The sequence below is a fragment of the Frondihabitans sp. VKM Ac-2883 genome (assembly GCF_015350875.1).
Classification (GTDB): domain Bacteria; phylum Actinomycetota; class Actinomycetes; order Actinomycetales; family Microbacteriaceae; genus Frondihabitans.
In genome coordinates, this window is record NZ_JADKSF010000003.1 from 242,608 (window position 1) to 257,513 (window position 14,906).

4 protein-coding genes, 1 tRNA gene and 1 other RNA gene are annotated in these 14,906 nt (G+C 69.9%); 2 read left to right on the forward strand and 4 right to left on the reverse strand.

The window, feature by feature from the left end; genetic code table 11:
* Window positions 1–12: 12 nt before the first annotated feature.
* Both ITJ49_RS07335 and ffs read right to left on the reverse strand, forming a co-directional pair.
* On the reverse strand, window positions 13–9,126 hold the full coding sequence (locus ITJ49_RS07335; protein WP_194603409.1) for a choice-of-anchor G family protein: 9,114 nt from the start codon (window positions 9,124–9,126) through the stop codon (window positions 13–15).
* Window positions 9,127–9,882: 756 nt separating this feature from the next.
* Window positions 9,883–9,979: signal recognition particle sRNA small type (ffs, locus tag ITJ49_RS07340), an RNA gene on the reverse strand.
* A gap of 54 nt (window positions 9,980–10,033) precedes the next feature.
* On the opposite strand from ffs, the gene ITJ49_RS07345 reads away from it, so the two are divergent.
* The gene (locus ITJ49_RS07345) at window positions 10,034–10,711 is read left to right on the forward strand and encodes an SDR family oxidoreductase (RefSeq protein WP_194603412.1); all 678 of its coding nucleotides are present in this window, start codon (window positions 10,034–10,036) and stop codon (window positions 10,709–10,711) included.
* Window positions 10,712–11,116: 405 nt separating this feature from the next.
* Here the strand turns inward: ITJ49_RS07345 and ITJ49_RS07350 are convergent, their stop codons facing one another.
* Together ITJ49_RS07350 and pta are read right to left on the reverse strand one after the other, a co-directional pair.
* The gene (locus tag ITJ49_RS07350) at window positions 11,117–12,310 is read right to left on the reverse strand and encodes an acetate kinase (protein ID WP_194603415.1); all 1,194 of its coding nucleotides are present in this window, start codon (window positions 12,308–12,310) and stop codon (window positions 11,117–11,119) included.
* A 49-nt stretch (window positions 12,311–12,359) separates the two neighbouring features.
* Window positions 12,360–14,459, reverse strand: a complete 2,100-nt coding sequence (gene pta / locus ITJ49_RS07355; protein WP_194603418.1) for a phosphate acetyltransferase — start codon at window positions 14,457–14,459, stop codon at window positions 12,360–12,362.
* A 139-nt stretch (window positions 14,460–14,598) separates the two neighbouring features.
* Between pta and ITJ49_RS07360 the strand changes: the two genes are divergently transcribed.
* Window positions 14,599–14,683: transfer RNA gene (locus ITJ49_RS07360), tRNA-Ser, on the forward strand.
* Window positions 14,684–14,906: the final 223 nt, after the last annotated feature.

The following is a 14,906-nucleotide window of genomic DNA, read 5'->3' on the forward strand; positions in this document are numbered from 1 at the left end:
CTCCTCACGGCGCTAGCGTCTCCTCGACCTGAATGTGCTCAGTGCGCGGGATGCACCCAACATCCCGAGACCGAGCGCGAGGATGCCTGCGCCCACGGCCGCCCATGGGAGGACGGTCGAGCCTGTGAAAGCGAGGGCGCCGTCGACCATCGACCCGGGGGTGCCGGTTCCGCCGGTGCCTGCCGTCGAGAGAGCCGGATCCTGGTTGGATCCCGTTCCCGAGCCGGAGCCCGTTCCGTTGCCACCAGAGCCGGAGCCAGTGCCGCCGTTACCGGTACCTGTGCCGCCACCCGTGCCCGGCTGGCCACCTCCCGTTCCCGGCTGGCCGCCCCCGGTGCCGGGGTCGCCGCCACCGGTTCCGGGGTCGCCGCCACCGGTGCCCGGCTCGCCGCCACCGGTACCGGGCTGGCCGCCACCGGTCGAGGGCGGGCTCATCACGCCGAACACGGTCGACACCGGGTCGGAGGTGGAGCCGAGCACGGTCTCCGTCGCGGTCACGGTGTGCTGGCCGGGAGCGACCCCCGAGATGTCCAGCGTCCAGGCACCGTTGTCATCGGCCGTGGTCGTGAAGTTGCGGCCGTTGTCGACGGACACCGTCACGAGAGCTCCAGGATCCGACGTCCCGGCGACGCGGATGGTGGCCGTTCCGTCTGTGGTAGCCAGGAACGTCGAGCCCGGTGCCGGCTGAGAGATCACGATCGGATCGGTCGCCCGCACCAGGAAGTCCTGGCTCGGGGCGCTCGTCGTGAGTCCGTTAGCGGTCTGCGAGGCCACGAACGAGTGCGAACCGGTCGAGACTCCCGGGTACAGGACGCTCCACTCTCCCGCGTCGCTCGCAGTCGTCGTCAGGGTGACGCCGTCGTCCAGGACCACGGTCACCAGGGCGCCCGCGGTCGCGGTTCCCGAGACGGTGACCGGCTCGGAGCCGTTGCTGTCGCGGTCGACGATCAGCGCGTCAGGCGCCGGGGCGAGAACCGTGATCGTGCCGGCCGGAGCCGCGCTGACCACCGTGAAGGCGACGCTGACGGGAGCCGATGTCGAGGCCCCGACGGTTTCGGTGGCCGAGACACTGTGACTGCCTACGCCGACCCCCTCGAGCGGGATGCTCCACGATCCGTCGCCGGCGGCGGTGGTCGTGACGACCGTCCCGTTGTCGAGTTGCAGTCGGATGCCGGCGCCGGGCTCAGCCCGACCGGTGACGGTGATCGTCGCCGGTCCGGTCGCCGGGGCGTTGATGCGCTGACCCGCAGTCGGTGCGCTGATGGTGATCGGCGCTGCCTGGGATCCTTCGATCGAGACGCTCGCCGAGCCGGTGACGTCGCCGCCGGTCGTCTGCGTGACCACGATCGTCTGCGGGCCGTCGGGAATTGCAGTGACCGTCGTCGCCCAGGTTCCGTCGGTGCCGACCGTTACCGTGCGGGTGATCCCCGAGCCGAGGTCGACCTCGATGGTCGAGCCGGGGTCGCCGGTTCCGCGGACGGTGACGTCGAAGTAGCCGTCACCGTCGTCGTCGCGGACGATCTGACCCGTGGTCGGGCTGGTGATCGTCGGTCCTACGACCGGGGTTGCGGTTTCGACGACCGAGAACGGCACCCGCGTGGGATCGCCGGCGACTCCCCCGAAGGTCTGCGTCGCCGCGGCGACGTGATCTCCGGCCGAGACGTTCGCGAACGTTGCCGACCAGGTGCCCTGCGCGGTCACCCTGACGGTCGTGGCTGGCGAACCGGTCACCGCAACCGAGACGGTGGCACCGGGCTCACCGGTTCCGGTCACGACGATCGTGGGAGTGGTTCCGGCGGTGACCTCGTACTGCTGGTTGCGCTGCGGCGAGGTGATCGCTGCGGCGGCCGCGGCCCGCGTCGTGATGGTGCTCGTGACCGGTGTCGTGGCACCGTCGGCCAGCGTCTCGCTTGCGGCGATCGTGTGATCGCCGTTGTCGACGCCGGTGAAGGTCACCGACCAGTCGCCGTCAGAGTCGGCGTTGACCGTCTTCGGTGTGCCGCCGTCGAGCGTGACGCTGACGAGGGCTCCCGGGTCGGCCGTCCCGGAGACCGGCAGGCTCGACGTCGTGCTGCCCACCGGCGTGACGACGGTCGATCCGTCGCGCGGTGTCGTGATCGCGACGGCGTCGCCGACCACGACCTCGAGCGACTGAGTCACATCGGGCAGGGTGGCTCCGTCGACGGTCTCGCTCACCGTGACGGTGAACTGACCCACGGGGACGTCGGCCACGATGACGGACCAAGTGCCGCCCGCAGAGACGGTGTCGGTGCCGGTGAAGCCGGCGCCGAGCGACACGGTCACCCGGGCTCCCGGCTCGCCGGTGCCCCGCACGGTGATGTCGGCGGTCGAGTCAGCGGTCGACACGGGGAACGAAGCTCCTGAATCCGGGGCCGTGATGACGGCCGGCGCGACGGTCTCGCCGACGATCGCCAGGCTGTCGGAGCCCGTGACGACGCCGTCGGTCGTCTGCGTGACGACGACCGTGATCGGTCCGACCGGCACGTCCGAGACGGTGACCGCCCAGTCGCCGCCGGTGCCGACGATCGTCGTGGCGGTGGACCCGCCACCGAGGTCGACGTCGATGGTCGAACCCGGCTCGCCGGTTCCGGTGAGGGGCACGTCAACCGTGCCGTCACCGGTCGTGTCGGGGATCACGGCGCCCGCTGCGGGGCTGGTGATCGCCACGGGAGCCGCCGGAGCGGCGCTGACCACGACGTCGAAGGTGACGTCGATCGGATCCTGCGCTGTTCCGCCGACGGTCTGCGTGGCCTCGACCACCTGTCCCGTGCCGACTGCGACGCCGGCGTAGGTCGTCGACCAGGATCCGGAGCCATCGACCGTGACGGTCCTCGCGCGTCCTCCGTCGAGCGTCACCAGGATCGACGCGCCCGGCAGCCCGGTGCCCGAGACGGGAACCGTCGCGGTGTCACCCGCAGCCACGGCAAACTGCTGGCCGGGGCGGGGCGTCGAGATGGTCGCAGCCGGAGCGACGGCCACCTCGAAGGCGCGGACGACTGCCGGGGTGGCGCCGTTGTCGAGGATCTGCACGGCGCTGACGGTGTGGTCACCGACGGCGACGTCCGGGAACGTGTGGTTCCAGCGGCCGTCGTCGTTCGACGTCACGGTCACAGCGGTGCCGTCGTCGAGCGTGACGCGCACGGTGGTGTTCGGCTGCGCGGTGCCGGCGGCCGGCACATCCACCAGCCCGGTGGCTGTGGCGACGGGGAACGAGGCTCCGACGGCAGGATCCGAGATGGTCACGCCATCCGCGACGGCGACGGTCAGGTCGCGGGTCGCCGGGGTCGAGTCGACTCCGTCGATCGTCTGCGTGACGGTGGCGGTCTTGTCGCCGACAGTAACGTCGCGGACGATGGTCGTCCAGTTGCCGTCGCCGTCGACCGTCGTGGTCGCGGCGAGACCTCCGCCGAGTGACACCGTGAGGTCGGCGCCGGGCTGGCCGGTGCCGCTGAACGGCACGTCGACCGTCTCACCGGTGGTACCGACCAGGAGGGTCGTTCCGGCTGCGGGGTCGGTGATGGTCACGGGCGCAGCCGGTGCCACGACGATGCGGACCGTCGCGGGATCGGTCGACGTGGTGCCGCCGATGGTCTGGCGGACCTCGATCGTCGGAGTGCCGGTGGGGACGTCCTCGAGCGTCAGCTCGTAGGTGCCGCCCACGGTCGCGGTAGTCGTCGCCGCGGTTCCGCCGGCGATCTCGGCCGTGACGGTCGCTCGTGGCTCGGCCGTTCCGCGCACCACGACATCGGTCGTCGAGTCGTCGCGGGCGACCGTGAAGATCTGTCCGTCCCCTGGCGTCGCGATCGTGACGTCGGCGCCGGCAACGACCCGGAAGCTGCGGTCGAGTTGGGCCGACGTCGTGCCGCCGACCGTCTGGGTCGCGTGCAGCGTGTAGTCGTCGGCGGAGACGGCCACGCGGGCGAACGTCGTCGCCCAGTTGCCGTCGGCGTCGGCGGTCACGTCGACGGGGTCACCCGCGTCGAGACGAATGCGAACGGTGGCGCGCGGCTGTGCCGTGCCCGAGACCGGCACGTCGACCCGCGAGGCGGCATCGGCGACGGTGATGGTGCTACCGGCCCGGGGGGCCGCGATGACGAGGGGCGCGCCCGCCGCGACGGTCACCGTCGAAGTGGTCGGGTCGGAGGTCGTGCCGCCGACGGTCTGCGTCACCGCGATGGTGTGCGTCCCGACGTCGACACCGGTCACGGGTGCCGCCCAGTCGCCGTTGGCGTCGGCCGTCGTCACGGCCGTGCGGCCGTCGATGTCGATGCTGATGTCGGCGTTGGGCTCGGCGGTGCCGACCACGCGCACGGTTGCGGTGGCGTCGGCATCGGCGACCGTGATCCGACCGCCGTCGACCGGGCTGGTGATGACGACCGGGTCGCCTGCCTCCACCGAGAAGGAGGAGGTGATGGGTGTCGACACCGTGCCGTTGACCGTCTGGGTCACGGAGGCGGTGTAGCCGCCGACCGGCAGGTCGGCGAAGGGAGCGGTCCAGATGCCGTTTCCGTCGGCGGTCACGGCCGCGGTGAGGCCGCCGCCGAGGTTCACGTTCACGGGAGCATTCGGCTCGGCACGACCGGTGACGGTGACGTCGACGGTGGAGCCCGGGCCCGCGACGGTGATGACGTCGCCGGCAGCGGGTGAGGTGACGCGGACCGCCGCGGCGGCCGTCACCGTGATGGTGCGGGTCTGGGCCGGCGTGGACGTCGTGCCGACGGTCTCGATGGCGCGGAAGGTCGGGGTACCGACCCCGACTCCCGAGAACGAGGTTGACCAGTTGCCGTTCACGGGGTCAGCCGTGACGGTCTTGGTGACGCCGTTGTACGTGACCTCGATTGTGGCGCCGGGTTCGCCGGTGCCGGTCACAGGAACGGTGAGGGTGGCGTCGGCGTCGGCCACCTGCAGCTCGGTTCCGGCGATCGGAGCCGAGATGGCGAAGGGCGCCCCCGCGACGATCGAGAAGGAGGTCGTCGCCGGGGTGGCCGACGTGGTTCCGCCGACCGTCTGGGTCGCCGAGACGGGGTAAGTTCCGGTGGCGAGGCCCGGTCCGGTGCCGTCGGCCGTGCCGTCGGCGCGAACCGACCAGGTGCCGCCCGTGGAGGCGGTCGTGGTGAGCGTGCGACCGTCGACGAGCACGTCGACCGTCGCGTTCGGCTGAGCGGTTCCGCGGATGGTCACCGGCAGCACGGAGGCGTCGTCGGCGACCCGGTAGGCGGTGCCCGCCACGGGTGCGGTGATCGCGATCGGCTCACCCGCGACGACGAAGAACGTCGTCGCCGTGGCGGAGTCCGTCGCGCCCCCCACGGTCTGCGTCGCTTCAACCGAGTAGTCGCCGACGGGCAGGTCGGCGAACGAGACCGTCCAGGCGCCGGCACCGCTGGCGACGGTGTCGCGGACGATCGGTGCGTCGTTGCCGCGCGTGAGGGTCACCTCGACCGCAGCGCCGCCGTCGGCACGACCGGCGACGGTCGTGGTGGCTCGCACCGAGTCGGGGTCGGCCACGGCGAATGCTGTTCCGGTGGCCGGCGTCTCAATCACGATGGCGCCACCGACGACTACCGAGAAGTCACGCGCCGCAGTGGTCGAGCTGGTGCCGTTGATCGTCTGGGTCGCGCTGAGGCGGTAGTCGCCCACCGGCACGTCGGCGATCCGGACAGTCCAGGATCCGCCGGCCGACGCCGTGGTGGTTCCGGTGAATCCCGGAGCCAGGTCGGCTGTCACCCGCGCTCCGGCCTGAGCCGTACCGGTGATGACCGCCGTGGTCGTGCCGTTCGCTCCGAACACCGTGACCTCGGTGCCGGGGGCGGGTGCGGTGATCACGACGGGGTCACCCGCGCGGACGGTCAGGGGCTGAGTGACGGCCGGGGATGTGGTGCCGCCGACGGTCTCGGTAACAGCGATGACGTAGTCACCGGTGCCGACTCCGGTGACCGGAACGCTCCAGGCTCCGTTGCCGTCAGCGGTTGTCGTAGCGGTGAGTCCGCCACCGAGGCTGACTGCGATGCCGGCGTTCGGCTGGGCCGTTCCGGCCACCGTCACTGCGGTGGTCTGGCCGTCCTGAGCCACGACGACGTCGACCGCGGGGTCGGGGCTCGTGATCGTGACCGGCGCCGCGGCGACGATCGAGTAAGGCCGGACGACCGGGGTCGAGGTCGAGCCGTTCACGGTCTGCGCAGCGCTGATCTGGTAGTCGCCGACGGGGATGGCGGTGAAGGTCGTGGTCCAGGCTCCGGTCGGGCTGGCGGTGACGGTCGCCTGGTGGGTGTCGTCGAGGACGACGGTGACCTCCGCACGCGGCTCGGCGGTGCCCGAGACGGTGACGGGGCGAGTGGAGGTGGGTGCCGCGACGACGGACGTCGTACCGGCGGACGGTGCCTCGATGACGACCGGGTCACCCGCGATGACGCGGAACGCGCGGGTCTGAGCAGGAGAGGTCGTGCCGGCAACGGTCTGGGTGACGCTGGCCGTGTAGTCACCGACCCCGACGTTGCTGAACGGAGCCGACCAGGTGCCGGTCACGCCCGCGGTCACCGAGGTGGAGATTCCTGGGGCGAGCTGAACGGCGACGGTCGCGCCGGCCTGGGCGGTACCCGAGACGGTCACCGGTGTCGTGGCGGTCGGCCCGGCCACGCGGAACTCGGCGCCCGCGGCGGGCGACTCGATTACGAGCGGCGACGACGCGACGACGGTGATGTCGCGGGTGACGGCAGCCGAGGTCCCGCCGCCGACGGTCTGCGTGACGCTGACGGTGTGCGGTCCGACGCCGACGCCCGAGACCGGGATGCTGTAGCTTCCGTCGGCCGCAGCCGTCGTGGTGCCGGTGAGACCGCCTCCGAGCGAGGCGTCGACCGTCGCATTCGGCTGGGCGGTTCCGACGACCGTGACGGTCGCCGTGGAGTCGGCGCCCGGCACGACGATCTGCGTGCCGTCGGCGGGCGCGGTGACGGTGAGGGCTGCACCGGCCACGACCGAGAAGGGCCGGGTGACGGGAGCCGAGGTGACACCGCCCGATGTCTGAGTCGCACTGACCGCGTACGTGCCAACGGGGACGCCCGTGAGATCCGTGGTCCAGGTGCCGTCGGATCCTGCGGTCGCTGTTCCCGTGATGCCCGACGGAGCGCCGAGGCTGAGGGCGATCGAGGCACCCGGTGTCGCGGTACCGGAGACGGTGACGGGCGTCTTCGCTGTCGGCGAGACGACGGTGAAGGCACGCCCCGCGGTGGGAGCCGTGATGGTCAGCGGCTGTTGCGCGACAACGGTGAAGGCGCGGGTCACGGGGCCCGTGGTCGCGCCGCCGAATGTCTGCGTGACACTGGCGGTGACAGAGCCCACCCCCACGGCCGGGATCGTGGAGCTCCAGGTGCCGTCGGCGGCGACCGTCGCGGTGCCGGTGCGGCCTTGACCCAGGTCGACGGCAATGTCGGCACCGGGTTCGCCGGTTCCCGTGACGGTGATCGAACGGGTTGCGGTCGACGTGGCGACGGTGAACTGCTGGCCCGCCGTCGGCGCCGTGATCGTGACCGGCGCAGTGACGGTGGCCTTCACGGTCGACGTCGCCAGATCGACGGTGGCCGCGTTCACCGCGGGCAGCACGCTCAGGCGCAGCGCGTGAACCGATCGCGAGCCCGCATCGGTGCCGCGCCCGTCCTGGAACCCGGAGGCGTCTTGCGCGTTGACCGTGATCGAGACCAGCTGGTTCAGGATCCCGGGCAGCCCACCGAGGGTGGTGCTCACGGGCCGGGTGACGGCCGCGAGGGTTTCGGGGATGCCGGCGACCGTCGGCTGGAACACTCCGCCGAGCAGGGGAACGAGGGTGCCGTCGACAACCGGCTGGAGTGCAGGGGTGAGGACTGCGGACGAGAGCGCGATGCCGCCGAGGCCGAGAGCCTGACCGGTCGCTGTGACCGTCGCCGGAGTGCGGCCGGTGGTCTTGAGCAGGTTGCCGAGGGTCGTCGTGATGCCGACGTTGAGGCGAGTGACATTGAGTCCGGCGACAGCAACGTTGGCGGTAAGCGTGGCGTTGGCGGTCGCGGTTCCGATCGCTGCGACGACCGCGGTGTTGAGAGCCGCTGGAACCTGGGTGACCAGGATGTCCTGGATGGCCGCCGATATGACGCTCCGCAGAGCAGGCGTCGAGAGCAACTCGGTGTTGGGGGCTTGGCCGTTCAGAGCCTGCAGGGTGTTGAGGTCGATGACGATCTGACCGGTCGAGGGGGTGATCGTCACGGCACCGGAGGTGTAGCTCCGGGCGAGGACCGGCGCGGTCACCGCGCCGAGGTTCAGGCCGGTGATCGTCGCGGTCAAATTCGTGTTGTTGACGCTCACCACGCCCGGAATGAGAGTGCCCAGAGCCGTCGTGAGGTCGCCCGTCGTTCCCGAGACGACGCCGTTCAGCGCGGACTGGTTCGATGCGAGGTTGTTGATGCTGCTGCCGATGCCGTTGACCGACGTCTGCAGTGACGTGTTCAGGCCGGCGACAGCCGGGCTCGTGACGGCGAACTTCGCGCTCGCGATGCCGTAGTCGGTGGTGGGCTGCACGGTGGTTCCGCGCTGAGCCTGGATGCGAGAGGCGAGAGCGCCGATGTCGAGCTGGGCGGCGGAGGCCACAGCCGATGCTGCACCCACCCGGCTGAGCAGCGGGGTGAGATTCAGCGTCGAAACGCCCCCGGCGGTGCCCGGCCCGGCCCCGATGGAGCCGTCGGAGCCGATCAGGCCCGACGCGGCCGTCGCCGACGTCGGCGTCGTGCTCGCGTACTGCCCCGTGACGCCGAGCGTCAGGAGCCCGTTGGTGCCGAGCAGGCGCACGCCGTTGCCGAGATCGACGTTGACCGCGTTGGCAGCCGTCACGTCGAGGGGGTTGGCCACGACTCCCCCGGCGGTCGGAGTCGCGGAGTACGCCCCGCGCAGTGCCGCGATGTTGTCGAGGTCGACGATCCCCGAACCGGAGAGCAGCGCACCCTCCGCCTCGGTCACGTCAGTCGTGGCCGCCTGCGCGGGGACCACGGCCGACGCGGCGATGAGTGCGCCCACGACGGTGGCGACACCGGCGCGGAGAAGAAGGTGGCCTCGGAGGAGGGTTCGGGTAGACCTCTGGCGGTGCATGGGGTGCTTCTTCCTGACAGGTCGGGCCTGTCACTGATCCGGAAACCCCCCGGTGGTGGGTCGGGAGGGTCGAGCTGCCGCGGTGCTGGTGAGGCGTTGCGGATGGTGCTGGTGCTGCGGCTGGTGTCGACCTGGTGAGGGACGGCGGTGTGCAGGTGGTGCGGGTGCCGACCTGGTGAGGGACGGCGGTGTGCAGGTGGTGCGGTCAGACCGAGTGGGTCGACGGAGAGATGCGGGATGCGCGGTGGTGAGGCGCGCATCCCGCGGAGCCGCCTCGTGCCGCACGGGGGCAGCGAGACGGAGTGCGCAAGGCGAAAGACGACAAGGGTGAGTTGCCGCGTACCGCGGTGATCCTGATCCTGGTGTGCGACGTCACGGTCGCGTCCTTTCCCTGCGAGGACCTCCTGGTGAGGGAGGTGGCGTCGCCCTGGTGAGGAGCTCGGCCGTTTTGGTGTGGCCATCATAAGCAGATCACTGGACGCCGAACCAACCAATCCGGTTCGCTCGTACCCCCAGAACGAGTGTCGCGCCGTTCCCCCGCCCGAATTTGAAGGAAAAACCGCCCCAGCCGAGCGCATCTATGCCGATCGGGCGGCCTCCCCCCGACGTTTCTCCTTCGAATTTGCAGACCACCGCAGCCTGCCCCGCGCACCGGCGAGAAAACCAAAGACTCCCCACGCGCTCGCCCGCGCGGCGAAGCCGCTGCCTCAAAGCATCACTGGCCGGTGCGCTGCGGTCTTCGAGCGAAGCGAGAAAACAAAAGACTCCCCACGCACCCGCCAGAGCCCGGTTACCCTTGCTGCATTTCTGCCCTGGGGGAGTTGGCCTGGATGGCGCCACGTGGGGAGCCGACATCCACTTTAGCGGTTTCCACCGCGCGTGCAGGACACCCGGGTTGGATAGACCCATGAGAATCGTCATCGCCGGTGGTCACGGCAAGATCGCCCAGCTCCTTGAACGTCAGCTGTCGACAGCGGGTCACGACCCGGTCGGCATTGTCCGCAACACCGATCACGTCGCTGATCTCGAGAGAGTCGGGGCGCGAGCACTGGTGCTCGACCTCGAGAGCACCGATGTCGCCACCCTCGCGGGTCACCTCGACGGGGCCGACGCCGTCGTTTTCGCTGCCGGTGGCGGCGGTAGCAGCGGGGCGGAGCGCAAGCTCACCATCGACCGGGATGGCGCGATCCTGCTGGCCGATGCCGCTGAGGCGGCCGGGGTCTCGCGGTACGTGCTCGTGTCAGCCATGCACACCGACGACTTCAATGCGAAGCGTGCTGAGCTTCCCGCGGCCGACGACGACGTGTTCCAGGTTTACCTGCGCGCGAAGAGCGAGGCCGATGCGAACGTTCGCGCTCGCGCCGGGCTCGACTGGACCATCGTCCGGCCCGGCACCCTTACCGACGACCCCGCGACGGGCACGATCGCCGTGGGATCGCGACTCGACAGCGGCGAGATCTCGCGCGCCGATGTCGCCGACGTCATCGCCACATCGCTGATCGAGGGCACCGCGGTCAAGACGCAGTTCGAGGTCACGGCCGGCGAGATCCCGATCGGCGATGCTCTGAGCACCATCAAGTACTGATCTCACTGGTCGCGGCGTGGGTCGCAGTGCCGATCGCGGCGTGGATCGCGGCGTGAATTTGAGAGCAACTAGGATCCGGCACCCCACAGATCGCACCAACCGCCCGGGCGCCGAATCCGATCGCTCTCAAATTCGTGCCCTCTCCGATCCACACCCCTTCCGGACTAACCGCACCGCCGCGGCACGTCCCCCAGTCCGTACAGGGTCTGCCCGCATGCCGGCGCCCCTCCCTACGCCATGGCGGCGCGACAGCGGTCGCAGCACCGAACGACCGGAGCTTGTCGGAGGTCCGGTGCCGCGACCGCTGTCGCGCCCAACCAATCTTGTCGGAGGTCCGGTGCCGCGACCGCTGTCGCGCCCAACAGATACAGTCCGGTGCCGCGACCGTTGTCGCGCCCAACCAATTCAGACCAGAGCAGCCGCCTGCCGCGCGATCTCCAGCTCCTCGTCGGTCGGCACGACCAGCACGGCGACCGGCGCCCCTTCCGCCGAGATGTAGCGGGCGTCGCGGGATCCGAGCTCGTTTCGGTCGTCGTCGATCGTGATGCCGAGAAACTCCAGGCCGAGCAGGGTTCGGCGCCGCAGCAGCGCGTTGTTCTCGCCGACGCCGGCGGTGAAGACGATCGCGTCGAGACCGCCCAGTTGCGCGATGTACGCGCCGACGTAGTGCCGGATCCTGTGCCGGTAGACGGCGAGGGCCCCCTCGGCGACCTCGTCGCCCCGCGAAGCCGCGTCTTGGACGTCGCGCATGTCGCCGTTGCCGGTGAGGCCGAGCAGTCCGCTCTTCTTGTTGAGCATCGTTTCGAGCTCTTCGAACGAGAGCCCTTCTTCGCGGTGCAGGTGGAACACGACAGCCGGGTCGACGTCGCCGGAGCGCGTGCCCATCACGAGGCCCTCGAGAGGTGTGAGGCCCATCGACGTCTCGATGCTGCGTCCGCCGTCGATCGCGGTCGCGGAGGCTCCATTGCCGATGTGCAGCACGATCATCTTCAGCTCGGCGAGCGGCTTGCCGAGAAAGTCTGCGGCGGCCTGCGAGACGAACTTGTGCGATGTGCCGTGGAACCCGTAGCGGCGGATCGAATGCTTCTCGGCGAGTCCCGCGTCGATCGCGTACGTGTAGGCGGCGGGTGCGAGCGTCTGGTGGAACGCCGTGTCGAACACCGCGACCTGCGGCGAATCGGGGAAGGCCTCGCGAGCCGCGCGGATTCCCTGCAGGTTCGCCGGGTTGTGCAGCGGCGCGAGAGCGGAGAGCCTCTCGATTGCCTTCTCGACGTCGGGGGTGACGACGGTGGCGCGATCGAACTCCGAGCCGCCGTGCACGACCCGATGCCCGACCGCGATCAGCGGGTGCTCGTCGAACGAGGGCCCGTGCTGCTCAAAGGCTTTCAGCATGGCGGCGAAACCCGCGGCGTGATCGGGGATCGCGATCGAGTCGTTCGACGTCTCGTCGCCGGTCTTCGCGTTCTTGTGCTTCGTGACGCCGGTTGGCTCGCCGATCCGTTCGACGAGTCCCGAGGCAAGAGTCCGCTCCCCCTCGAGCTCGATCAGCTGGTACTTGAACGACGACGAACCAGAGTTGACGACGAGGACTGCGCTCACAGTGGTGCTCCTAAGAAGAGAAAACGAGGATCCGAGACAGACCCGACTGCTACTGGGTACCGGCCTGGATCGCGGTGATGGCGACCGTGTTCACGATGTCGCTCACCAGGGCGCCGCGCGACAGGTCGTTGATCGGCTTGTTCAGCCCCTGCAGGATCGGCCCGATGGCGACCGCGCCAGCACTCCGCTGGACGGCCTTGTACGTGTTGTTGCCCGTGTTCAGGTCCGGGAAGATGAACACGGTCGCCCGGCCTGCCACCTGCGAGTCGGGCATCTTCGTGGCCGCGACGCCGGGGTCGGCGGCGGCGTCGTACTGGATCGGGCCCTCGACCAGGAGGTCGGGTCGGCGTTCGCGGACCAGCGCCGTGGCAGCGCGGACCTTTTCGACGTCGGCGCCGGATCCTGAGGTTCCGGTCGAGTAGCTGAGCATTGCGATGCGCGGCTCGATTCCGAACTGCACTGCCGTCTCGGCCGACGAGATAGCGATGTCGGCGAGCTGCTCCGCCGTCGGGTCGGGGATCACGGCACAGTCGCCGTAGACCAGCACGCGATCGGCGAGCGCCATCAGGAACACGCTCGAGACGACCTTCACACCCGGGCGGGTCTTGATGACCTCGAACGACGGCCGGATCGTGTGCGCCGTGGTGTGCTTCGCGCCCGAAACCATTCCGTCGGCGAGCCCCATCGTCACCATCATCGTGCCGAAGTACGAGACGTCGGTGACGGTGTCCATCGCCATGTCGATCGTGACACCCTTGTGCGCGCGGAGGGCGGCATACTCGGTGGCGAACTTCGTCTGCAGGTCGTGATCGTTCGGGTCGAGCACGGTGGCGTCGTCGAGGTCGAGGCCGAGCTCGGCGCCACGGGAGCGCACGCTCGACTCGTTGCCGAGCAGGGTGAGATCGGCGACCCCGCGCTGGAGCAGCGACGAGGCGGCGCGCAGAATGCGGTCATCGTCGCCCTCGGGCAGCACGATGTGCTTCTTGTTGCCGCGAGCGCGTTCGAGCAACTGGTACTCGAACATGAGCGGTGTGACGACCTCGGAGGGGCTGACCTGCAGCAGCCGCAGGAGTTCGGCGCCGTCGACGTTGGTCTCGAACAGCGACAGGGCGAGGTCGTACTTGCGCGGCGACTCGGCCGCTAGGCGACCGCGCGTCTGCGTGATGCGCAGGGCCGTGTCGTAGGTGCCGAGCTCCGACCAGAGAATGGGGAGCGGGCTGTTCAGACCGCCGATGAGGCGCACCACCTGCGGCGCGAGGTCGAACCCGCCGTTCAAGACGATGCCGGCCAGCGACGGGAACGTGTCGGACGCGTGCGCGAGCACGGTCGCGACGAGCACGTCGGAGCGATCGCCGGGCACCACGACGACGGCGCCCTCGGTGAGGCGGGGCAGCACGTTCTCCATCGACATGGCGGCGACCACGACGCCGACGGCCTCGCGGTCGAGCAGAGCGTCGTCACCACGGATCAGCCGGGCCCGCGTCGCCGACATCACGGCGCGAAGGGTCGGCGAGACGAGCACGCGGTCTTCGGGCAGCGCCCAGACCGGCACGGTGCCCTCGGGGCCGGTCTCGAGGGCCCCGCGGATGCCAGCAACGACCTCCGCCATCAAGTCGGGTTCAACGCGGTTCGCAACGACGGCCAGCAGACTCGCATGCTCGTTGCGGAGCTCGATGGTCGTCAGCTCGGCTACCTGACGCATGTCGGCCCCCGTGCGTGACCGGTCACCATCGGCCGTGCGCCCGCCGAGCACCAACAGCACGGGCGCCCCGAGGTTGGCAGCGATGCGGGCGTTGAACGACAGTTCGGTCGGGCTGCCGACATCGGTGTAGTCAGAACCGACGATCACCACGGCGTCGCACTGCCGCTCGATGGCTGCGAAACGCCCCACGATCGTCGCCAGCGCCGCATCAGGATCGGCGTGGACATCGTCGTAAGTGACGCCGATGCACTCGTCATACGGCAAATCGACGCTGTCGTGAGCGAGCAGCAACTCGAGCACATAGTCGGGCTCCGACGTCGACCTCGCGACCGGCCGGAACACCCCCACCCGGCCCAACTCGTGACTCAGGGTGTCGAGCACCCCGAGCGCCACAGTCGACTTGCCGGTGTGGCCCTCTGCTGACGTGATGTAGATGCGTGTCGACACGCGACCAACCCTAGGGCCGGATGCTCGGAGCGGCCTGCGATACCGACACCGACAAGGATCCAGCCCACCCGGTTCGTCACCACGCCGCGAACCCGGTAGAGTTCTCAAGGTCGAACGCCGCCTCCGGGCGACGATCACTGGAGAATTCGCCTAGTGGCCTATGGCGCACGCTTGGAAAGCGTGTTGGGTTTACGCCCTCGGGGGTTCGAATCCCCCATTCTCCGCAATGCTTTGCCCCTGTCCGGTTTCTTCGAAGCCGGGCAGGGGCATTGCTAGTTTCTCTGGGTCGCTCCCGCTCCCGGCGGGTCGCTCCGCGCCCGCGGAATGCTTTGCCCCTGTCCGCTTTCTGGCGAAATCGGCCGGGGGTCTCGCTAGTTTCTCTGGGTCGCTCCCGCTCCCGGCGGGTCGCTCCGCGCCCGCGGAATGCTTTGCCCCTGTCCGCTTTCT